The organism is Actinomycetospora aurantiaca, assembly GCF_037401875.1.
Lineage (GTDB): Bacteria > Actinomycetota > Actinomycetes > Mycobacteriales > Pseudonocardiaceae > Actinomycetospora > Actinomycetospora aurantiaca.
In genome coordinates, this window is the sequence record NZ_JBBEGN010000008.1 from 133,704 (window position 1) to 156,256 (window position 22,553).

Sequence of the window (22,553 nt, forward strand, 5' to 3'; positions counted from 1 at the left end):
GGCCCGACGCGGGAGGTGCACCGTGGGAGCAGACCCGGCCTCCGCCGCGGATCCCCGCCCCGAGGACGCGCCCGGGCCCGACGCCCCGGTCGGACGACCGGTCCCGGCGACGCCGCTGGGCGCGCTCCCGGAGTCCGGGGACCGCGCGCTGGTCGTCCTGGTCGACGCCCCGAGCGTGCTGGAGCGCCGGCTGATCGACCGCTGGCTCGGCACCAACGGGCCGACAAACGGGCGGTCCGTCGAGACCGTGCCCGCGGGCGGGGAGCAGCTCGCGGCCCGCCTCACCCACGGCGACAACCCGCTGCTCGTTCCGGTGCGGCTGGTCTGGGAGCTCGGCGGCCCGGAACCCACCAAGCCGCTGCTGCGCGTCCTGGACGCCGTCACCCGCCGGTCGAAGCTGCGCGACCGCGCGCGGGCCGCCGTCGCCCAGCAGGAGCGCACCGACCGGCAGCGGCACCGGGTGGTGGTCGGACGCCCCGCCACGGTGCGGGAGCTGCTGGTGCGCCACCGCCGCGAGCGGATGTCGACCGAGACCCAGGACTTCGTCCGCTTCGTCTCCCAGCAGGCCAACCTCGCGCTCGACCGCGCCGAGCGCACCGTGCTGGGCAACCGGTCCAAGGTGCCGCGCGAGGTCTCGGACCAGATCGTCGGCGGGGCGCACTTCGCCCGCGAGGTGCGCCGCCTCGCGGAGGAGACCGGGCAGCCCGAGACCGCGGTCGCCGAGGAGGCCGAGAAGCACCTGCAGGGCCTCGTCGCCGCGATGGACCCCACCGCGGTCGACATGTTCTCCGGCGTCCTGCGCCCGATGCACGAGCGGGCGTGGGAGGTGCACGCCGACACCAGCGGGCTGGAGCCGCTGCGCGAGCTGAACGCGGAGCACGCGCTGGTCTTCCTGCCCTCGCACCGCTCCTACACCGACCCGTTCGTGCTGGCCGAGGTGCTGCGCGAGAACGACTTCCCGCGCAACCACGTGCTCGGCGGCAACAACCTGCGCATCTGGGGCCTGGAGGCGCTGGCGCGGCGCAGCGGGATCATCTTCATCCGCCGCAGCTTCGGCAACGACTCGATCTACAAGGCGATGGTCCGCGAGTACTTCTCGTGGCTCGCGGCCAAGCGGTTCAACCTCGAGTGGTACATGGAGGGCGGCCGGACCCGGACCGGGAAGCTGCGCCCCCCGAAGTACGGGCTGCTCTCCGACGTGGCGTACGCGGTGGAGACGCGGCGGGCCTCGGACGTCTACCTGGTGCCGGTCTCGATCACGCACGACCAGCTCCAGGAAGTCCACCAGATGGCGGCCGAGCAGACCGGCGCGACGAAGACCCCGGAGGGCCTGCGCTGGCTGGCGGGGTACGCGCGGGCGCAGCGCCGCCGGGTCGGGTCGTTGCACGTGGCTTTCGGGGAGCCGCTCTCGCTGCGTCAGGCGCTGTCCACCGCGGGTGACCCGGCGCTCGAGCGGCACCCCGACCTGGTCGCCGACGACGCCGGGGACTCCCCCGCCCGGCGGCTCGCGCTGCAGAAGACCGCTTTCGAGGTCTTCGTGCGGATCAACCGGGTCACACCGGTCACGCCGATCGCCCTGGCCGCGCTGACCCTGCTCGGGGTCCGCGACCGGGCGCTGACCCTCTCGCAGGTCCGCCGCGTGGTGGAGCCGGTCCTGGACTACGTCGAGGCGCGCAAGCTCCCGCACACGGGCATCGGCTCGCTGCGCACGAACGGCGGCGTCGCCGAGGCGCTGCTGTCGTTGCGCCAGGAGCAGGTGGTCACCGCCTACACCGAGGGCACCGAACCGGTCTTCTCCATCGAGCCGGGCCACCACATCGTGGCCGCCTTCTACCGCAACTCCGCGATCCACCACTTCGTCAACCGCGCGATCGTCGAGCTCGCCGTGCTCGAGGTCGACGACGCCGACGACGGGCGGGAGGCCCTGGCCGCCGGGTTCACCCACGCGCTGGCCCTGCGCGACCTGCTCAAGTACGAGTTCTTCTTCCCCGACAAGGAGACCTTCCGCGCCGAGCTGGCCGACGAGCTGACGCTGATCGACCCGGACTGGACCGAGGTCGGACGACCGGTCGCCCGCACGAAGGAGATCCTGCTCGCGAGCCAGTTCCTGTGCGCGCACCGCGTGCTGCGCTCGTTCGTCGACGCCATGTGGGTCGTCGCGGAGCGCCTCGCCGCCTGGGACGTGGCCACGCCCGTCGAGGAGTCCGAGCTGTTCGACGACTGCTCGGCGGTGGGGCGCCAGCTGCTGCTGCAGGGCCGCCTGCACGGCCCGGAGGCGTTGTCGCGGGAGTTGTTCTCCTCGGCGCTGCGCCTGGCGGGGAACCGGGGTCTCGTGGCCCTCCCCGGCAGCAGCGACGACGACGGCGAGCGGGAGTCCGCCCCGTCGCAGGACGACCTCGCCGCCCTCGCCACCCAGCGCCGGGCGTTCGCCGACGAGATCCGCGCCGTGGTGGGCCGGGTGGTCCGCATCGACGAGACCGATGCCCGCAACCGACAGGAGAGCACCGGTGTCCGGCCCTAGTCCCGAGTCCCTCGTCGCCGACGTCCGCAGTGCCCCCGAGGGCCCCGGCATCGGCGCCTTCTTCGACTTCGACGGCACCGTCATCGCGGGGTACTCGGTGGTGTCGTTCATGCGTCACCACGTGACCCACCTCGACATCGACGTCCCGACGACGGTGCGCACGCTCGCGTCCGTCGGGAGCCAGGCGCTCGAGACCGAGGAGGACTTCCGCAAGTTCCTCGGGATCACGCTGCGCACGTGGGTCGGGCGCCGTCCCGAGGAGCTGGAGAAGCTCGGGCGGCAGCTGTTCCGCGACGAGATCGGCCCGTCGGTGTACCCGGAGGCGTGGCGGCTCGTCCGCGCGCACCTCGACCGGGGCCACACGGTGGTGCTCGCGTCGTCCGCGACGCGGTTCCAGGTCCAGCCGGCCGCGGAGGCCCTCGGCGTCGACCACACCATCTACACCGCCGTCGAGGTCGACGAGGACGGGCGCATCACCGGGAAGCCCGACGGGCGCAGCCCCTACGGCGAGGGCAAGGCCGCCGCGGTCAAGGAGTTCGCCGCGGCCCACGAGGTCGACCTGGACCAGAGCTTCGCCTACTCCAACGGCAACGAGGACGTGCCGTTCCTGGCGACCGTCGGCCGGCCGACCGCGGTCAACCCGTCGGCCGGCCTGCGCCGGGCCGCGGCCGAACGGGGCTGGCCCACCATCGACTTCACCGGGCGCCCGTGGACGGGCCCGGTCGAGGTCGCCCGCACCGTCGGCACGTACGCCGGGATGATGGGCGGGTTCGTGACGGGCCTCGGGCTGGGCCTGCTGGGCGGGTCGCGCCGCGCCGGGCTGAACCTCGGCATCGGCCTCGGCGGCGACCTGTCGCTGCTGGCCTCGGGGGTCACGCTGGACGTCGTCGGCGGACACCACATCTGGGAGAACCAGCCCGCGGTCTTCCTGTTCAACCACCAGAGCCAGCTCGACGTGCTCGTCCTGGGCGGCCTGCTGCGCGGCAACTTCGCGCCGGTGGCCAAGAAGGAGCTGGCGAACAACCCGATGTTCGGTCCGCTCATGCGGCTGCTCGAGACGGCGTTCATCGACCGCGCCGACAACGCCGCGGCCCGCAAGGCCCTCGAGCCCGCCGTCGAGCGGCTGCGCTCCGGGGTCTCCGTGGTCATCGCCCCCGAGGGCACCCGGTCGGCGACGCCGAGCCCGGGCCGGTTCAAGAAGGGGGCGTTCCACCTCGCGATGCAGGCGGGCGTGCCGGTGGTGCCGCTGGTGTTCCGCAACACCGGCGAGCTGATGGGCCGCAACGCGATGGTCATCCACCCCGGCACGGTGCAGGTGGCCGTGCTCCCCCCGGTCGACGTGTCGTCCTGGGACCCGGCGGACCTCGACGCCCACGTCGAGGGCGTGCGCCGGCAGTACCTCGACACGCTCGCGCACTGGCCGGGCGAGGACTGAGCCGCTACTCCGCCGGGGCGCGGCGGCGCCGGGTCGCCACGATCGAGAGCACCACGACGAGGGCGGCGATCACGGCCGTCATCGCGAGGTCGAACCGCGAGCCCTCCCGGGTGGCCATGTAGACCAGGATGACCGGGATGACGACCACGACCGCCCAGGTCAGGTACGGGTAGCCCCACATCCGCACCGGCATCGCGACCCCGTCGCGCTCCAGGGCCCGCCGCAACCGCAGCTGGGACACCGCGATCACCTGGTAGACGAGCAGCGCCACCGCACCCGACGTCGCGAGCAGGGTGGAGAACACCTCCTCCGGGAAGGCGTAGTTCGCGACCACGGTGACGAAGCCGATCGCGGTGGAGGCGAGCACCGCGACCCGCGGGACGCCCCGGGCGGTGGTGCGGGTGACCGCCGCCGCCGGCGCCCGCCCGCGGCGGCCGAGCGAGTAGATCATCCGCGAGGCGGTGTAGAGCGCGGAGTTCAGGCAGCTGGCCACGGCGACGAGCACGACGACGTCGACGATCGCCTTCGCGCCCGGGATGCCCAGGACCTCCAGCGCGGCCTGGTACGAGCCGTTCTCCGGCAGCCGCGGGTCGGTCCACGGCACGATCATGACGACGAGCAGGATCGACGCCAGGTAGAAGATCGAGATCCGCCAGATCACCGAGCGGGTCGCCCGGCGGATCTGCTGGGCCGGGTGGTCGGACTCCGCGGCCGCGATCGTGACGATCTCCGTGCCCATGAAGCTGAACATCGTCACCAGCACCGCCGCGACCACCGCGCCGACGCCGTTCGGCAGGAAGCCACCCTGGTCGACGAGGCGGGACAGGCCGCCGACGTCGCCGGCGGGCACCGGGATCAGCCCGGCGACGACGAGGATCCCGAACACGATGAACGCGATGATCGCGACCACCTTGAGCAGCGCGAACCAGAACTCGAACTCGCCGTAGTTGGAGACGTCGAACAGGTTCGTGACCGTCAGCAGCAGCGTCACGACCAGCGCCCACGTCCACTGCGGCACGACCGTGACCCAGGAGTTGAGGATCGTCGCGGCCGCCGTGGCCTCCACCGGGATGACCAGCACCCAGAACCACCAGTACAGCCAGCCGACGGTGAAGCCCGCCCACGGCCCGATGGCCCGCTCCGCGTAGGTGGAGAACGATCCGGAGTCCGGCTGCGCGGCCGCCATCTCGCCGAGCATCCGCATCACGAGCACGACGAGGGCGCCCGCGAACAGGTAGGACAGCAGCACCCCGGGGCCTGCCGTCGCGATCGCCGTGCCCGAGCCGACGAAGAGCCCGGCCCCGATCACGCCCGCGATGCTGATCATCGTGACGTGCCGGTTGCGCAGACCGGCCCGCAGTTCGGTGTCGGGTCGTTCCGACGTCTCGGTCATGAGCCCGCCTCTCGCCCGCCTCGTGAGGTGGGCGTGAGGTTACTTCCCGACGAAGCGCGGCGCTCGTCGCTCCTCCCGGGCCCGCCGCCCCTCGGCGAGGTCCTCGCTGGCCCAGCAGGCGCTGAACCCGGCCGCGACCGCGCCGAGCGTCTCCGGGTCGGTCGGCTCCTCGAGCAGGCGGTTCACCGCGAGCTTGTTGTAGGCGAGGGTCAGCGGGGCGAGCTCCGCCACCTCGGCCGCCCACGCCAGGGCGGCGGCGCGCGGGTCGTCGGCGGCGCGGTCGACGAGCCCGGCCGCCGCCACGACGTCGAGCCGTTCGCAGGTCAGCAGCATGCGACGCGCGGGCCCGCCGCCCGCGAGCAGCGCCAGGCGCCGCACCGTCCACGGGTCGACCGCGAGCCCGAGGGCCGCCGTCGGGAGCCCGAAGACGGCCTGCGGTGCGCACACCCGCAGGTCCGCGGCGAGCGCGAGCTGGGTCCCGGCCCCGATCGCCGGCCCCTGCACCGCGGCGATCACCGGGACCTCGACCGCCACGAGGCGCTGCAGCATCGCGTAGAGCGCGTCGAGGAAGCCGGCGTCGCCCACGGTGTGCAGGTCGGCGCCGGAGCAGAACGCGGTGCCCTCCCCGGTGAGGACGACCGCCCGCGTCCCGCCCGCGACGGCCTCGTCCAGCGCGGCGTGCAGGTCGCGGCAGTGCTCCGTGTCGAGGGCGTTCCGCCGCTCCGGGCGGGCGATCCGCAGCTCGGTCACCGCGTCGTGGGCCAGCGATTCGATCACGCGCGTCATCGTGTCAGCGATGGTCCGTCGCTGACGTCAGGTGTGCGGAAGGCGCCACTCACGCATCCGACGCCGCCGCGTACGCCGCCGCCAGCTTCTCCGTCGCCGAGGGACCGTCCGGCGCCGGAGCACCGAGGTGCACCGCGCGCAGCTCGTCCATGAAATCGGCCCACAGGGTCGGCCCGCCCGCCTCCAGGAGCTCGGCGCGCACGCGCAGCGGCTCGGACGTCTCCCGGTGCCGCAGGCCCCACGAGCCGAGGGCCGCGTAGACCGGGACGAGCTGGATCGCCGGCTCGGTGAGGCTGTAGGTCGCGCGCCGCCCGCGGCCCGGGTCGTCGCGCGTGAGCAGGCCACTCTCCACCAGGCGCTTCAACCGGTCGGCCAGGATGTTGGACGCGATCCCCTCCTGCGATCCGGCGAGCAGCTCCCGGAAGTGCCGGCGCCCGCCGAAGGTGATGTCGCGCAGCACGAGCAGGCTCCAGCGGTCGCCGAACGCCTCCACGGCCTGGTTGATCGGGCAGCCGGATCGCGTCTCCATGGTGCTTGCACTTTACCATCACCTTCCGCTAGGACTGGTTGCATGCCACCACCAGTTGCCACGGCCGAATGCCTGGGTCCCGACGACGGCTTCCCGGTCCTGCTCGTCGGGGGTGCGACCTGGTCGCGCGACTGGTGGGACGAGACGGCGACCGCACCGCTGGTCGAGCGGGGGTTCCGCGTCGTGCGCTACGACCACCGCGACACCGGCGAGGCCGAGCACTGGCCGCCCGGCGCTCCGGGCTACACCGGCGCCGACCTCACCCGGGACGCACTCGGCGTGCTCGACGGGCTCGGGATCGGCGCCGCGCACGTCGTCGGGCTGTCGATGGGCGGCGGGATCGCGCAGGAGCTCGCCCTCGCCCACCGCGACCGCGTCGCCGGGCTGACCCTGATCGCCACGACCGCCGTGGACCCGCGCGTCACCGGCCTCCCGGGCTCCGAGCCGTCGCTCGCCCCCGGCCCGAAGCTCGACGATCCCGTGGCGGCGATCGTCGAGGCCGAGCGCCCGTGCGCCGGCCCGGGCGCGTTCGAGGAGGCGCGGGTCCGGGCGATCGCCGAGCGGGTCGTGGCCCGCACGAAGGACCTCGCGAGCGCGGCCAACCACGTCCTGGTGCTGGGGGACGCGGCGCCCGGGCCCGACGACCTGTCGACCCTCGCCGGGCTCCCGACGACGGTGGTCCACGGCACCGCCGACCCGGTCTTCCCGGTCGAGCACGGGCGCGCGCTGGCCGCCGCGATCCCGGGCGCGGAGCTGGTCGAGGTCGAGGGGATGGGACACCAGCTCCCGCCCGCGGACGCCTGGGACGACGTCGTCGGGAGGATCAGCCGAGCGCGGAGATGATCCGCGGACGCATCTCGGCCGCCGAGATCACGGCGTCCACCGAGCCCACCTCGACGGCCCGGTGGATGCTGTGCACGCGGTCGAACTCCGTGGCGACCTCCCCCAGCTTCTCGGCCCGGACCGCCGTCCGGACCTCCCGCAGCCGGCCGGCCCGGGACGCCCGCTCGACCTCGTCCGCCGCGCGCACCGCCTCGGTGAGCTCCGCCACCCGCGGGTCGGCCTCGGTGCGCTTCTCCACCTCGGCGGAGAACACCACCGCGGCGGCCGGGGCGCCCCCGAGCACCGAGGCGAAGGAGCCCTCCACCGCCAGCACCGTCATCCGCGGGTTCAGCATCTTGGAGAACACCACGAACGCGCCCCCGTGGTAGCGCGAGATCACGCAGAACACGATCGGCCCGTCGAAGTTGACCACCGCGCGCCCGATCTCGGCGCCGTACTCCAGCTGGAGGTTGCGCATCGAGTCCGGGGAGCCGTCGAAGCCGGAGAGGTTCGCCAGCACGACGACGGGGCGGTTCCCGCTCGCGGCGTTGATCGCGCGGGCCGCCTTCTTCGACGACCGGGGGAACAGCGTGCCCGCGGTGTAGGTGTCCGGGCCGTCGGTGGGCGGGAAGCCGCGGCGGGGCACCGCGCGGGACTCGATCCCGAGCAGGCAGACCGGGTGGCCGCCGAGGTGGGCGTCGAACACGACCGCGGTGTCGGCGTCGGCCATGCCGGCCCAGCGCTCCAGGGTGGGGTGGTCGGCGTCGACCAGGGCCCGCATCACCGTCCGGATGTCGAACGCCTTCTTGCGGTCCGGGTTCGTCGCCGACGAGAAGATCTCGCCGATCGTCGTGAACGTCGAGTCCGGCGACGAGTGCGGCGCGGTCGTGATGTCCCGGTCGTAGGGGTCCGCGGTCGGCAGCCGCCGCGGCCCGGGCTCGCCGGGGGCGACGTAGGCGTGCTCGTGGTGGGCGAGCACGATGTCGCGGGCGCTGCCGAGGTCGGGCGCCCAGTACTGCGCCTGGCCGTTCGGGCCCATCACGCGGTCGTAGCCGCCGATGCCGAAGTTGTCCTCGGCCGAGACCCCGCCGGAGAAGTCCAGGGACTGCTTGCCGGTGAGCACCATGGCCGACTCGGGCGTCATGACCAGCACGCCCTTGGTGTGCATGAGCATGGTGGCCTCGGCGTTCCAGTACGGCTGGGCGCCGACGTTGATGCCCGCCACGACGACGTCGATCTCGCCGCCGGCCTGCGTGAACTCGATGATCCGCTTCAGGCCGCGGGCCACCCAGTCCATGTTTTCGGTCCCGGACCCCATCGCGATCCGCGCCCCGGCCGAGAGCGCGTACCACTCGACCGGCACGCCCGACGACTCGGCGAGGTCGAGGGCGGCGATGATCCGCGAGCACTCCGGCTCGGACACGGCGCCGAGCGCCTTCGTCGGGTCGCCCGCGAGCACCACGCGGGTGACCCCCTCGGGGTAGGCCGGGGTCGGGGTGGTGACGACGGCGACGACGATGCCGGCGCTGTTGCCGCCCGGTGCCCGCTGCACGGGCGCGAGCGCCCCGCCGTCGTCCAGGTCGTGCTCGACGACCGTGCCGTGCTCCCCGGCCACCACGGTGAGCACCTCGTAGGGGTGCACGGTGCCGCGGCGCCGCGCGCGCATCACCTTCTGCCCGTAGTCGTCCATCGGCGCGAGCCGCCGGGTGGGGGGCGGGCCTACGGAGTACTGCACCCCGGCACCGGGCTGGGCGTAGAAGCGCCCGGTGATCGGATAGGTGCCCTCGGGGGTCGCGATCCGCCCGGACGCGAGGACCTCGTCGATCCCGGCGCCGGACGTGATCGGGGCGATGCTGGCCCGGACCGCCGTCACCTGCTCCAGCTCGGCCTCGATCGGCGGCCAGATGTGGATCCAGACGTGGTTCATGTCCAGCGGGACCGACTTCGACGCCCGGGCCGCCCGCGCCCGGCGGATGCCCTCCACGCAGTCCGCGATGGCCCGTTCGACCTGCGGCAGCGACGCGACCCGGTCGTCGGCGTCGCGCACGACCGCGAGCTCCCGGACCTGGGTGAGGGCGACGAGCCGCTGGTCGGCCGGGTTGTCCTTCGCGATCGCGTGGTAGAGCAGGACGTCGTCCGGCGCGTCCACGCGGGTGATGTCGAAGTCGCGCAGCCGCCACAGGTCGAGCCGGCGCCCGACCATCGGGTGCACGCCGCGGACCAGGTCGTCCTCCACCAGCCCGCCGTCGCCGGAGGGCCGGATCGTCACGTAGCCGACCGGACGGACCGGGGTGCAGATCGCGACCGCGATCCGGCGGACGTCGGCCGCGAACGGGATGGCCGCGAGCCGTTCGCACAGCGCCGCGGTGCAGGCGTCCGCGTCGTCGGGGGCGTCCGGCCAGGCCAGGTAGAGGTCCACCACGGCCGCCTGGTCCCGACGGCGGGCCGCGACGCACTCCGCGAGCGCGAGCGCCAGCCCGCTGTCCGGGGTGAGCTCGTCCACGGTGCCGACCGTCGAGACCAGGAGGGTCGGGCGGTCGTCCAGGACGTAGTCCGCCTCGACGCCCGGGCGCCCGTCGAGGGTCAGCGTGCGCAGGTCGTGCAGCTCGTAGCCGCGGTAGTGCCGGCGCGTCAGCACGTCGAGCAGCGGCTCGCGGACGGGGACGCCCGCGAGCAGCCGGTCGGCCAGCAGCCCGACGACGCGCTCCGGGGTGGCGGCGAGCGCCTCGATCCGCTCCGCGCGGTCCGGGGCGTCGGGGTGCGCGTCGAGGTAGGAGAGCTCGCCGGCCACGCTCTCCAGGGCCGCGGAGCGCTCGCCCAGGACGGCCGGCTCGTCGAACCAGCGGTAGCGCACGCTGCGGGCGAGGTCGCCGACGGCGGGGAAGCGGCGCTGCATGGCCCGCACGAGCCGGTCCAGCAGCTCGCGCACCCCGGGGGCGCGGTCGTCGTCGATGGCGGGTTCGACGAGCCAGCGCTGCAGGATCGCGGTGACGATCGCCAGGTCCGGCGCGGAGCGCTGCTGGGCGAGGAAGACCCGGAACACCACCCGCTCGAGCTCGGGGGTCCGGGCGAGGTCGTCGACGCCGTAGTGCGCGAGGACGCTGCGGAGCTTGGCCGTGAACATCTCCGGCAGGGCGCCGCGCTCGGTGTCCAGGCTCTGCAGGTAGGTGTGGAAGTACTCGCGCGGGCTGTGCACCCGCATCTCGGCCCGCGCCTCCTCGTCGGCGGGCCGGTTGCGGGAGAGCTCCGCGAAGTCGGCGAAGATCGCGAGCAGCCCGATCTCGTCGTCGTAGGGGTCGCGGTGGTCGCGCTCGGCCAGGTAGCGGGCCAGCGCGGCCTCGGTGCCCCAGCCGTCCTCGTCCCCGGGGGCGACGTCGTAGCCGAGCAGCACGGCGGCCAGGTCGTCGAGCGGCCGGCCGGGGTCGTCGGACGCGTCGGGCAGGTCCAGCTCGGCCGCGGGCTCGTCGGGCGCGGCCGCCTCGTCGGGGTCCTCCAGCGGCTCCAGGCGCGCGAGCGGCGCGCCGGTCTCCACCTGGCTGCCGGTCGCGACGTGCAGTTCTCGCAGCACGCCCGCGAACGGGGCGTGCAGCTGGGTCTCCATCTTCATGGACTCGAGCACCAGCACCGGAGCGCCGGCGGCGACCTCGTCGCCGACCGCGACCGGGACGGCCACGACGAGCGCCGGGGCCGGGGCGCGCACGACCCCGCCCTCGTCCCGGCTCACCCGGTGCGCGATCCCGTTCACCTCGACGAAGTGCACGGGTCCGTGGGTCGCGGACAGCACGCGGTAGCCGCGGCCGCCCGCGACCACCCGGCGGTGGTGGGCGTCGAGGGTGTGCACGGTGGCGTGCACGACCCGGTCGGGCTCGCCGTCGCCCCCCACGACGCAGACGCGGAAGCGCCGGGCCCCGATGCGGGACACCTCCACGCGGCGGCTGCGGCCGCGCAGGGTCAGGTCGAAGGGCCGCTCGGTGCGGTGCGCGGCCTGCGGACGCCCGCCGCGGGCGGTCTCCAGCAGGCGCGCGACCTCCAGGAGCTCCTCGCTCTCGTAGGCCTCGATGGCCGCCGTGACGAGCGCGATCCCGGCGTGCCGGTCCTCGACCAGGCCGCCCTCGGCGCGCACCCGGTCGATCCATCCGGTGTCGGCCGACCCGTCGATCACCTCCGGCCGGTCGAGCAGCGCCAGCACGAAGCTCTTGTTCGTGACGCCGCCCTCGACGACGACCGCGGTCTCGGCGACCGCGCGCCGGAGCCGCGCGAGCGCCTCGTCCCGGGTGCGGCCGGAGGCGATGATCTTGGCGATCATGGAGTCGAAGTCGGGTGGGATGACGTCGCCCCGGCTCACGCCGGTGTCCACGCGGACCCCCGGCCCGCTCGGCAGCTCCAGCAGCTCGATCCGGCCCGGGGACGGGGTGAAGTCGCGGTCGGGGTCCTCGGCGTTCAGGCGCGCCTCCACGGCGTGGCCCACCTCGGGCGGCCGCTGACCGGTCAGCCGACCGCCGCTCGCCACGTGGATCTGCAGGCGCACCAGGTCGGTGCCGGTGGTCACCTCGGTGATCGGGTGCTCGACCTGCAGCCGGGTGTTGACCTCGAGGAACGAGAACGACTTCTCGCCGGGGTGGTAGAGGAACTCGACGGTCCCGGCACCGCAGTAGCCGACCCGCTGCGCGAGCCGCTCCGCGGAGGCCTTGAGCTCGTCGGTCTGCCCGGCCGTGAGCAGGGGCGAGGCCGACTCCTCGAGGATCTTCTGGTTGCGGCGCTGCACGGAGCAGTCGCGCACCCCCAGGGCCCAGGCGGTGCCGTGGGAGTCCGCGATGACCTGCACCTCGACGTGCCGGGCGCCGGTGACCAGGCGCTCCAGGAAGACCACGTCGCTGCCGAACGCGCGCCGCGCCTCGTCGCGCGTGGTCTGGAAGGCCGCGCGCAGCTCGTCGTCGCCGCGGATCGTCCGGATGCCGCGCCCGCCGCCCCCGGCGGCGGCCTTGAGCATCAGCGGGTAGCCGATCGCCGCGGCCGCCTCGAGGGCCGCGTCGAGGGAGTCGACGGCGCCGCCGCTCCAGGGGGCGACGGGTACCCCGGACTCCTCGGCCAGCTGCTTGGCGCCGATCTTGTCGCCGAGCCGGCGCATCGCCTCCGCGTCCGGGCCGATGAAGGTGATGCCCAGCTCCGCGCAGCGCTGCGCGAAGGCCGCGTCCTCCGCGACGAAGCCCCAGCCGACCCACACCGCGTCCGCGGCGGTGTCGCGCAGCGCCCCGGCGAGGCGGTCGTGGTCGAGGTAGGGACGGTCCGCGGCCGCGCCCAGCTGGTACACCTCGTCGGCCTCGCGCACGAACATCGCGGCCGGCTCGGCGTCGGTGGCCAGCGCGATCGTGCGGATCGGCTCGACGTCCTCGCCGCGCCGTTCGGCGTTGATGTCGCGGACCGCGTGGATCAGCCGGACCGCCGCCTCGCCCCGGTTCACGATCGCGATCCGGCGCACCGCGCGGGGCGGCGGGAAGCCCTCGTCGAACGCCGTGGGGGCCGACCTCCCCGGGGCGGGAGGCGGCGTGGGGCCTTCGTCGGACGCCATGGCATGGAACTTGCCGTTTCCGGCGCGTACTCGCCAGTCGTTCGGGTGCGGGAATACGCACACGGGGCACACCCGCGCCCGGCGCGCGGCACGCGCCCGGCAGGCATGATCTGCGGTCGTGGAGACCCGACGCGATCCCGCCGTGGACGTCCCCGAGGCCCTGTTCGCCGACCCGGAGGCGGAGGCCCGCTGGCGCGGTCGCTTCACCGCGGCCCGCATCTCGGTGCCGGACTGGGCCCGCGACGCCCCGGAGCGCAGCGTCTACTCCTCCAACGCCAGCGGCACGTGGGAGGCGTACGCCTGGGACCGCGCGAGCGGGGACCACCGGCAGGTGACGGACCGGCCCAACGGCACGCGCGGGGCCACGGTGTCGACCGACGGCGCGTGGATCTGGTGGTTCGACGACACCGACGGCGACGAGTTCGGCACCTGGGTGCGGGAGCCGTTCACGCCGGGAGCGGCCGCGGGACCCGCCGTCGCCGGCGCCGAGCGCGGCTACCCCGCCGGGCTGGATCTGGGCACGACGACGACCGCGATCGGCTGGTCGACCGACGCCGGGTCCACGCTCGCCGTGCAGGTCGGCGACGCCGCCCTGCGCACCGTCTACACCCACACCGAGGACGCCGGGATCGGCGCGCTGTGCCGGGACGAGACCCTGCTCGCGATCTCGCACTCCGAGCACGGCGACTCCCGGCACCCAGCGATCCGGGTGCTGCGCGTCGAGGACGGCTCGACGGTCGCGGACCTGTACGACGGCGAGGGGAAGGGCCTGGAGCCGGTCGAGTTCGCCCCGGTCGTGGGCGACCCGCGCCTGCTGGTGCAGCACGAGCGCCGCGGCCGCGACGAGCTGCTGATCTGGGACCCGCTCACCGGCCGCGAGACCGAGCTGGACATCGACCTGCCCGGCGACCTCGGCGCGGGCTTCTACCCGGACGCGACCGCCCTGCTCGTCGCGCACACCCGCGCCGGGCGCACCACGCTGCACCGCTACGACCTGGAGTCCGGGGCGCTCACCGACCTGCCGACCGCGCGCGGGTCGGTCGGCGGCGCCGACGTCCGGCCGGACGGCTCGGTGGAGTACGGGTGGTCCTCGGCCGAGCAGCCCTCCAGCGTGCGGGTGCTGCGCCCGGACGGCACCGACGAGGTGCTGCTGACCCCGCCGGGCGACCGGCCGGCGCCGTCGGTGGTGCTCGACGACGCGTGGGTGCCCGGGCCCGGCGGCGACGTCCACGCCCTGTACTCCCGGCCGGCGGGCGCCGACGGCCCGCTCCCGACGGTCTTCATGATCCACGGCGGGCCGCAGGCCGCGGACGAGGACCGGTACTCGGCGGTGCGGGCGGTGTGGCTGGACGCCGGGTTCGCGGTGGTGCACGTCAACTACCGGGGCTCCTCGGGCTACGGCTCGGCATGGCGCGACGCGATCGAGGGCCGGCCCGGCACGACCGAGCTCGAGGACGTGGCCGCGGTGCAGGCGTGGGCGGTGTCCTCGGGGCTCGCGGACCCGGCGGCCTGCGTGCTGGAGGGCTGGTCGTGGGGCGGGTACCTCACGCTGCTCGGCCTGGGGCTGCAGCCGGGGCGCTGGGCCGTCGGCGCGGCGGGCGTCCCGGTGGCCGACTACCTCGCGGCGTACGAGGACGAGATGGAGCCGCTGCGGGCGTTCGACCGGTCGCTGTTCGGCGGGTCGCCGGCCGAGGTCCCGGACCGCTACCGCACCGCCTCGCCGCTGACCTACGTCGACGACGTGGCGGCCCCGGTGCTCGTCCTGGCCGGCGAGAACGACCCGCGCTGCCCGATCCGGCAGATCGACAACTACCTCGACCGGCTGCGCGAGGGCGGCAAGCCCTACGCGATGGTCCGCTACGACGCCGGGCACGGGTCGCTGGTGGTCTCCGAGACGCTGCGCCACACCGCGGCCGAGATCGCGTTCGTCCGGCGTGCGCTGGACATGCCTGTTCCCATCGGGTCATGACTCTCGCTCAGCAGCTGCGCAGCGGCGCGCGGACGATCGGCTACTGGGTCCTCTCGGACAACCCGCAGGCGGTGGAGCGGGTGGCCGGGGTCGGGTACGACTACGTCTGCTTCGACGCCCAGCACGGCCTGCTCGACTACCGCGCCCTGCTCGACGGGCTGACCGCGCTCGACGCGCGGGGGTGCGCCGGGCTGGTCCGGGTGCAGGACAACCAGCAGTTCTGGATCGGGCAGGCGCTCGACGCGGGCGCCGCCGGCGTGATCATCCCGATGGTGAACTCCGCCGACGACGCCCGCGCGGCCGTCGCCGCGTGCCGGTACCCGCCGGTCGGGCGTCGCTCGATGGGCCCGGTCCGCGCGGAACTGCGCTTCCCGACGCGGCCGGCGGAGGCCGACGCCGCGGTGCTCTGCCTGCCGATGATCGAGACCGCGGAGGGCCTGGCCGCGGTCGAGGAGATCGCCGCCGTGCCGGGGGTCGACGGCCTGTACATCGGCCCGTCCGACCTGCGCCTCGGGCTCGGCGGCGCCGCGCCGGACGACCCGGCCTACGACGACGTGTTCGCGCAGGCCCTCGAGCGCGTCCGCGCGGCGTGCGCGTCGGCGGGCATCGTCGCCGGGATCCACACGCCGAGCGGGGCCGTCGCCGCGCAGCGGTTCGCCGAGGGCTTCACGTGGTGCAGCGTCGCGAGCGACCTGACCCACCTCGAGCAGGCGGCCCGGTCGCACCTCGGGGACGCGCGGGGGTAGCGCTCAGGCCACGACCGTCCGCAGGACCGCGACGGCGGCCCGTACGTGCCAGGCCAGGTCGTGCTCGCCGTCGTCGGCCACCCACCGGGTGAACGCGAGCCGGAACGCCGCCATCCCGGCGTCCGCCGCGAGCACGGCCTCCCCCTCGTCGACGCCGCGATCGCGCAGGGCGGCCGCCATCGTGGACGCCACGCGCGCGAGCTTGATCAGCTCACGTTCCTGCAGCTCGGGATGGGCGTCGATGACGTCCTGGCGCGCCCGGGATCCGGGCCGACGCTCGTCGTCGAGCCAGGTGCCCGAGGCCTCGAGCCCCCGGACGACGGCCTCGAGCGGCGCCACGTCGGGCGGGGTCGCGACGAGGCCCGCGACGATCGCCTCGGCGAACCGGTCCTGTCCGGCGAACAGCACCTCGCGCTTGTCCGCGAAGTGCCGGAAGAAGGTGCGCTCGGTCAGCCCGGCCCGTGCGGCGATCTCGGCGACCGTGACCCGGTCGTACCCCCGCTCGGTGATCAGCTCCATGGCGGCCTGCTGCAGGCGGCCCTGCGCGCCCGGCTGCCAGCGACCCATGCGTCACACCCTAGGGGATGTCAGACTCTGACATCGCGTGCTACGGTCGATGTCAGCCGCTGACATGGCGGCCACCGTACTCTCGGAGGTTCTCCTCATGCGCGTGTTCGTCACCGGGGCGTCCGGCTGGATCGGGTCCGCCGTCGTCCCGGAACTGCTCGCGGCCGGCCACACCGTCTCCGGACTCGCCCGCTCCGACGCCTCCGGCGCCGCCGTCGAGGCCGCGGGCGCCACCGTCGTCCGCGGCGAGATCACCGACCTCGAACTCCTGCGGTCCACCGCGGCCGGCGTCGACGCCGTCGTCCACCTGGCCTTCCGGCACGACATCGCCTTCTCCGGCGGGTTCGCCGACGCCGTCGCCTCGGACATGGCGGCCGTCGACGCCCTCGCCGCGGGCCTGCCCGACGGCGGGGCCCTGGCCGTCGCGGGCGGCATCCTCGGGCTGGCCTCGGGCGCGCCCGCGACCGAGCGCGACGTGCCCGCCGCCGACTCGATGGCCGCGGGTCGCCAGGCCTCGGCCGCCGCCACGCTCGCCCTGGCCCCGCGCCTGCGCACCTCGGTCGTCCGGCTCTCGCCGACGGTGCACGGCGAGGGCGACGGCGGTTTCGTCCCGACCCTGATCGCGGGCGCCCGACGGCAGGGAGTGGCCGGCTATGTCGGCGACGGCTCGGCCCGCTGGACCGCCGTCCACGTCTCCGACGCCGCCCGCCTGTTCCGCCTCGCCATCGAGGTGGCACCGCCGGGGTCGGTGCTGCACGGGGTGGCCGACGAGGGCATCCCGATGGGCGACATCGCCGCCACCATCGGCCGGCACCTCGACGTGCCCGTGCGGTCGGTTCCCGCGGACGAGGCGCCGGAGGTCTTCGGCTTCCTCGCCGCGTTCGTCGGCTACGACAGCCCGGCGACGAGCACGATCACCCGCGAGGTCACCGGCTGGACACCCACCGGCCCCGGCCTGCTGGAGGACCTGGACAAGGGCCACTACTTCGGTGAGGACGCGGGCAGCAAGTACATCTGACCGCCCGCCCGCCCCCCCGGATTGAGCGAAGGGCCCCTCCGGTCGACTAGATGGGCCGTGGGCGCCCTTCGCCCACCGCCCCCGGAACGAGCGAAGGGCCCCTTCGGTCGACGAGATCGACCGAAGGGGCCCTTCGCTCAACAGCGGTGTGCCGGGATCAGGCGGCCTGCTTGGCCTGCCACATCCAGTGGGCCTCCTCGAGGCGTGCCGTTTGCCCGATGAGGAGGTCCTCGGTGACCGGGTCCGGCTCCGAGGTCTCGGCGATACGGGCGCGGTGCCGCTCGATCAGCACGGCGAGGATCTCGACGATCTTCCCGGTGACGTCCTCGACGGAGTGCCACCCGTCGTCGAACGTCGGCAGGCCGCTCTCCTTGCCCACGGTCTCGGCGCGGCCGTCGGGCGAGACGCCCAGCGCCGCCGCCCGCTCCGCGACCTCGTCGGTCTGCGTGCGGGCCAGGTCGACGAGCTCGTCGAGGTGGAGGTGGGCGTCACGGAAGGTTCGACCCAGGACGTTCCAGTGCGCCTGCTTGCCGATCAGCGACAGGTCGGTGAGGTCGGCGACGGCCCCCTGCAACACGCGGCCGACGACGTCCTGCGCCTCGGCGGACAGCGGGCTCGTGATGGGCGCGGTGGCCATGTGTGTGTCCTCCTGAGAGTGTCCGTTCGGTACCCGTGACAACGGGACGGGCCCGGACCGCATTCCGGTCCGGGCCCGTTTTCTTGAACAGATCAACTCTGGGCGAGCTGCTTGACCTCCTGACCGAGGAGCTCGCGGGTCGCCCGCTCGACGCGGTCGCCCATCTCCTGGTCGATGGATCGCCAGTAGTCGAAGGCCCGCTCCAGGACGTCCTCGCCGACCCCGCCCGCCAGGTGGCCGGACACGTTCGTGACGAAGCGCTCGCGCGCGTCGTCGTCCCAGACCTCCAGCATCAGCGTGCGGGCCTGGCCCTCGTCGGAGTCCTCCGGGTGCTGCACGTACGCGGCACGCTGGATGTCGCCGTCGGCGTACCACGTCGGCGGCTGGTTCACCTGCCCCTGCGGCACCTGCGGACTGCCCTTGGAGTTCGGGGCGTAGACCGGGTCGACCGAGTTCACCACCCGCATCGCGCCCGCGACCGTGTAGGTGTTCGTCGGGTTCTTCGGCGCGTTGACCGGGATCTGCTTGTAGTTGACCCCGAGCCGCGCACGGTGCGCGTCGGCGTAGGAGAACCCGCGGGCGAGCAGCATGCGGTCGGGCGAGAGACCGAGCCCGGGCGGCTGGTTGTTCGGCTCGAACGCGACCTGCTCGATCTCGGTGTGGAAGTCGACCGGGTTGCGGTTCAGCGTGAGCCGCCCGACCTCCTGCAGCGGGTAGTCCGAGTGCGGCCAGACCTTCGTGAGGTCGAACGGGTTGAAGCGGTAGGTCTTCGCGTCCTCGAAGGGCATGATCTGCACCTTCAACGTCCACGACGGGAACTCACCGCGCTCGATCGCCTCGAACAGGTCGCGCCGGTGGTGGTCGTTGTCGACCCCGCACATCTCGTCCGCGCGGTCCTGCGTCATGCACTCGACGCCCTGGTCCGAGATGAAGTGGTACTTGACCCAGAACTCCTCGCCGGCGGCGTTGATCCACATGTAGGTGTGGCTGGAGTAGCCGTTCATGTGGCGCCAGGTCTCCGGCACCCCGCGGTCGCCCATCAGCCAGGTGACCTGGTGCTTGGACTCCGGCGAGAGCGTCCAGAAGTCCCACTGCATGTCGTGGTCGCGCAGCCCGTTGTCGGCGCGGCGCTTCTGGCTGCGGATGAAGTTCTGGAACTTCATCGGGTCGCGGACGAAGAAGACCGGCGTGTTGTTGCCGACCATGTCCCAGTTGCCCTCGCGGGTGTACAGCTTCAGCGACCACCCGCGGGGGTCGCGCCACGTGTCGGGGCTGCCGCGCTCCCCGGCGACCGTGGAGAACCGGATGATGCCCTCGGTGACCTCCCCGGGCTGGAACACCGCGGCCTTCGTGAACGCCGAGACGTCCTGCGTCACCTCGAACGTGCCGAACGCGCCGGAGCCCTTGGCGTGCGGCTGGCGCTCCGGGATGCGCTCCCGGTTGAAGTTCGCCATCTGCTCGATCAGGTAGTGGTCCTGGAGCAGGATCGGGCCGCCCGGCCCGACGGTCATCGAGAACTCCTGGCTCTGGACCGGGATCCCCGCGTCGTCGGTGGCGACGTTCGTGGTGAGGTCGTTGTTGCTCACGAGCACCCTCTCATCGGCTGTGGTGGTACGCCGTTTAGACGAGGGGTGCCCGATCGGGTGCGGCTTGAAGCCGCCCCGACCCGGCGTCAGGAACGCACGAGCTCTTCCGCGATCTCGTAGGTGTTCAGCGCCGCGCCCTTGCGCAGGTTGTCCCCGCAGACGAAGAAGTCCAGCGTGTCCGGGAAGTCCAGCGCCTGCCGGATGCGCCCGACGTAGGTCGGGTCCTCCCCGACGACGTCGGCCGGCGTCGGGAAGCGGCCCTGGTCCGGCTCGTCGACGACGACGAGCGACGGCTGGGCGGCGAACACCGGGCGGGCGGTCTCCACGTCGACCGGGGACGCGAACGTCGCGTGCACCGCGAGCGCGTGGGTGGTGACGACGGGGACGCGCACGCAGGTCGCGGACACCTTCAGGCCGTCGATGCCGAGGATCTTGCGGGACTCGTTGCGGACCTTGAGCTCCTCCGAGCTCCACCCGCCGTCGCGCCAGGACCCGGCCCAGGGCACGACGTTCAGCGCCAGCGGCGCGGGGAACGGGGACTCGGTGGCGAGCCCCGCCGCCGAGATCGCCTCGCGCACGTCGCCCGCGCGATGGCCGACGCCCTTGCCCGCCACCGCGGAGATCTCGGCCTGGAGCCGGTCGATGCCGTCCTGGCCGGCGCCGGAGGCGGCCTGGTAGCTCGCGACGACGAGCTCGGTGAGCGTGAAGGCCCGGTGCAGCGCCCCGAGCGCGGCCATCATCGACAGCGTCGTGCAGTTGGGGTTCGAGACGATGCCCTTGGGCCGGTGGTGCGCGGCCTCGGCGTTGACCTCGGGGACCACGAGCGGGACGTCGGGGTCCATGCGGAAGGCGCCGGAGTTGTCGACCGCGATCGCCCCGCGCTCCACCGCCACCGGCGCCCACTCGGCGCTGACCGCGTCGGGCACGTCGAACATCGCGATGTCGACGCCGTCGAACGCCTCCGGCGACAGCGCGATCACCTCGGTCTCCTGCCCGCGCACCGTGAGGCGGCGCCCGGCGGAGCGCGGCGAGGCGATGAGCCGGATCTCCGACCACGGCACCGTCTCGCGGGCGTCGATGATGTCGATCATGACGGAGCCGACCGCACCGGTGGCGCCGACGATGGCGAGGGTGGTCATGGGTCGGGCTCCTTAACGGCCGGTACCGGCGTGGACGACGGCCTCGGTGTCGCCGCCGAGGTCGAAGGCCTCGTGCAGCGCGCGGACGGCGTCGTCGAGCTGGGTGTCGCGGATCAGCGCCGAGATGCGGATCTCCGAGGTGTTCATCATCTCGATGTTCACGCCGGCCTCGGCGAGGGACTCGCAGAAGGTCGCGGTGACGCCGGGGTGGCTGCGCATCCCCGCGCCGACCAGGGTCACCTTACCGACGTGCTCGTCGTAGATGACCTCCTCGTGGCCGACCTCGTCCTGCACGGCGGTGAGCGCCTCGACCGCGCGGGGGCCGTCCTTGACCGGCAGCGTGAACGTCACGTCGGTCTTGCCCGTCCGCAGGTGCGAGACGTTCTGCAGGACCATGTCGATGTTGACGTCGACGTCGGCGACCGCCCGGAAGATGCGGGCGGCGAAGCCGGGCTGGTCGGGCACGCCGACGACGGTCACCTTGGCCTCGGACCGGTCGTGCGCGACCCCGGTGAGGACGGCCTGTTCCACGCTGAGCTCCTCGATGGACCCGACGATCGTCGTGCCGGGCTGGTCGGTGTACGAGGACCGCACGCGCAGCGGCACGCCCTCGCGGCGCGCGTACTCCACCGCGCGCAGGTGCAGCACCTTCGCCCCGCACGCGGCCATCTCGAGCATCTCCTCGTAGGTGATGGTCTCGAGCAGCTTCGCGTTCGGGACGATGCGCGGATCGGCGGAGTAGACGCCGTCCACGTCGGTGTAGATCTCGCAGACGTCGGCCTTCATGGCCGCCGCCATCGCGACGGCGGTCGTGTCCGACCCGCCGCGCCCGAGCGTGGTGATCTCCTTGGAGTCCGCGCTCACCCCCTGGAAGCCCGCGACGAGCGCGATGCCGTCCTCGGAGAGCGCGGAGAAGATCCGGCCCGGCGTCACGTCGATGATCCGGGCGTCGCCGTGCTTGCCGGTCGTGATCATCCCGGCCTGCGAGCCCGTGAAGGAGCGCGCCCGACCGCCCAGCGCGGTGATCGCCATCGCGAGCAGCGCGTTCGAGATGCGCTCACCCGACGTCAGGAGCATGTCCAGCTCGCGCGGCGGCGGGCTGGGGTGCACGGCCAGGGCGAGATCGGTCAGCTCGTCGGTGGTGTCGCCCATCGCGGACGCGACCACCACCACGTCGTTGCCGTCCTTGCGGGTCCGCACGATCCGTTCCGCGACGCGCTTGATGCGCTCCGCGGACTGGACGGACGACCCGCCGTACTTCTGGACGACGAGCGCCACGGCGACCGACCTCCGGCTCCTCGGGATGGTTTCGACCGTCCACCCTAGCCGAGGTCAGATCGCCCGCGTCGGGCCTGTGATCAGGGCGCCAGCGCGTTCAGGATGCGCGCGACGACCGCTCCGATGATCAGCCAGACGACGGCCGCGAGGCCGTAGTTGAGGATCACCTTGAGCGACTCGCTCGCCGGCAGGAACAGGTCGCCGATCCCGAGGGTGAGACTGTTCGCGGCGTCGGCGAAGAACTGGGTGATCCCGTTCTGCGGGTTGGCCGCGGCCACCACGAGCACGATGTGGATCACGAGGATCGCGGCGAAGATCGTGCACAGGATCTTGATGACCGAGGCGGCGAGGGTGAGGGACTTGCTCGCGAGCGCACGCAGATCGGCCGAGGTGTTCGACTTGCGCTGGGAGCCGGTGTCGGCGTCCTGGGTCATGCCGATGATGATGGCACGCATCACTACCGACTGGTAAGCCGAACCGGTACCGCGATCCCGGTTCCTGCGCCGAGCGGTGGCTCGCATCACCTCGTCCGTCCGCCGCAGCCGGGTTGCCCCGGGC

The 22,553-nt window shown here is 73.6% G+C and carries 16 protein-coding genes; 6 read left to right on the forward strand and 10 right to left on the reverse strand.

The annotated features are described in order from the left end of the window. The first annotated feature begins 22 nt into the window (after window positions 1–22). Window positions 23–2,521, forward strand: coding sequence for a glycerol-3-phosphate 1-O-acyltransferase (locus WCD74_RS17495; RefSeq protein WP_337696149.1), 2,499 nt, complete (start codon window positions 23–25; stop codon window positions 2,519–2,521). Beyond that, on the forward strand, window positions 2,508–3,956 hold the full coding sequence (locus WCD74_RS17500) for an HAD-IB family hydrolase (RefSeq protein ID WP_337696150.1): 1,449 nt from the start codon (window positions 2,508–2,510) through the stop codon (window positions 3,954–3,956). Before WCD74_RS17495 ends, WCD74_RS17500 begins: the two co-directional genes overlap by 14 nt. A 4-nt stretch (window positions 3,957–3,960) precedes the next feature. On the opposite strand, the gene WCD74_RS17505 is transcribed toward WCD74_RS17500, so the two are convergent. From WCD74_RS17505 to WCD74_RS17515, 3 genes are read right to left on the reverse strand one after another with little or no spacing between them, the layout of a single operon-like run. After that, on the reverse strand, window positions 3,961–5,349 hold the full coding sequence (locus tag WCD74_RS17505) for an amino acid permease (RefSeq protein WP_337696151.1): 1,389 nt from the start codon (window positions 5,347–5,349) through the stop codon (window positions 3,961–3,963). 39 nt (window positions 5,350–5,388) lie between these two features. Then, complete coding sequence (locus WCD74_RS17510) at window positions 5,389–6,135, reverse strand: enoyl-CoA hydratase (RefSeq protein WP_373696096.1); 747 nt, start codon at window positions 6,133–6,135, stop codon at window positions 5,389–5,391. Between the two features lie 49 nt (window positions 6,136–6,184). Beyond that, entirely contained in the window at window positions 6,185–6,664 is a 480-nt protein-coding gene (locus WCD74_RS17515) for a winged helix-turn-helix transcriptional regulator (RefSeq protein ID WP_337696153.1), read from the reverse strand. 42 nt (window positions 6,665–6,706) lie between these two features. On the opposite strand from WCD74_RS17515, the gene WCD74_RS17520 reads away from it, so the two are divergent. Further along, window positions 6,707–7,507, forward strand: a complete 801-nt coding sequence (locus WCD74_RS17520; RefSeq protein WP_337696154.1) for an alpha/beta fold hydrolase — start codon at window positions 6,707–6,709, stop codon at window positions 7,505–7,507. On the opposite strand, the gene WCD74_RS17525 is transcribed toward WCD74_RS17520, so the two are convergent. After that, window positions 7,488–13,055, reverse strand: a complete 5,568-nt coding sequence (locus tag WCD74_RS17525) for an ATP-binding protein (RefSeq protein WP_337696155.1) — start codon at window positions 13,053–13,055, stop codon at window positions 7,488–7,490. The genes WCD74_RS17520 and WCD74_RS17525 overlap by 20 nt on opposite strands. Before the next feature lie 118 nt (window positions 13,056–13,173). Here WCD74_RS17525 and WCD74_RS17530 point away from each other — a divergent pair, with 118 nt between their 5' ends. Both WCD74_RS17530 and WCD74_RS17535 read left to right on the forward strand, forming a co-directional pair. Next, window positions 13,174–15,024 carry a S9 family peptidase gene (locus tag WCD74_RS17530; RefSeq protein WP_337696156.1) on the forward strand — a complete coding sequence of 617 codons (1,851 nt, stop codon included), beginning with the start codon at window positions 13,174–13,176 and terminating at the stop codon, window positions 15,022–15,024. After that, window positions 15,021–15,770, forward strand: coding sequence for an HpcH/HpaI aldolase family protein (locus WCD74_RS17535; protein ID WP_337696157.1), 750 nt, complete (start codon window positions 15,021–15,023; stop codon window positions 15,768–15,770). Before WCD74_RS17530 ends, WCD74_RS17535 begins: the two co-directional genes overlap by 4 nt. 3 nt (window positions 15,771–15,773) lie before the next feature. On the opposite strand, the gene WCD74_RS17540 is transcribed toward WCD74_RS17535, so the two are convergent. Further along, complete coding sequence (locus WCD74_RS17540; RefSeq protein ID WP_337696158.1) at window positions 15,774–16,337, reverse strand: TetR/AcrR family transcriptional regulator; 564 nt, start codon at window positions 16,335–16,337, stop codon at window positions 15,774–15,776. Window positions 16,338–16,434: 97 nt separating this feature from the next. Between WCD74_RS17540 and WCD74_RS17545 the strand changes: the two genes are divergently transcribed. After that, window positions 16,435–17,355: an SDR family oxidoreductase gene (locus WCD74_RS17545; protein WP_337696159.1), complete on the forward strand. Its 921-nt coding sequence runs from the start codon at window positions 16,435–16,437 to the stop codon at window positions 17,353–17,355. Window positions 17,356–17,512: 157 nt separating this feature from the next. Here the strand turns inward: WCD74_RS17545 and WCD74_RS17550 are convergent, their stop codons facing one another. From WCD74_RS17550 to WCD74_RS17570, 5 genes are all read right to left on the reverse strand, one after another. After that, on the reverse strand, window positions 17,513–17,992 hold the full coding sequence (locus WCD74_RS17550) for a Dps family protein (RefSeq protein ID WP_337696160.1): 480 nt from the start codon (window positions 17,990–17,992) through the stop codon (window positions 17,513–17,515). Window positions 17,993–18,084: 92 nt separating this feature from the next. Next, window positions 18,085–19,578: a catalase gene (locus tag WCD74_RS17555; protein WP_337696161.1), complete on the reverse strand. Its 1,494-nt coding sequence runs from the start codon at window positions 19,576–19,578 to the stop codon at window positions 18,085–18,087. Window positions 19,579–19,664: 86 nt separating this feature from the next. Continuing rightward, entirely contained in the window at window positions 19,665–20,717 is a 1,053-nt protein-coding gene (locus WCD74_RS17560; RefSeq protein ID WP_337696162.1) for an aspartate-semialdehyde dehydrogenase, read from the reverse strand. 12 nt (window positions 20,718–20,729) lie between these two features. Further along, the gene (locus WCD74_RS17565; protein WP_337696163.1) at window positions 20,730–21,995 is read right to left on the reverse strand and encodes an aspartate kinase; all 1,266 of its coding nucleotides are present in this window, start codon (window positions 21,993–21,995) and stop codon (window positions 20,730–20,732) included. An 80-nt stretch (window positions 21,996–22,075) separates the two neighbouring features. Further along, complete coding sequence (locus WCD74_RS17570; RefSeq protein WP_337696165.1) at window positions 22,076–22,429, reverse strand: hypothetical protein; 354 nt, start codon at window positions 22,427–22,429, stop codon at window positions 22,076–22,078. Window positions 22,430–22,553: the final 124 nt, after the last annotated feature.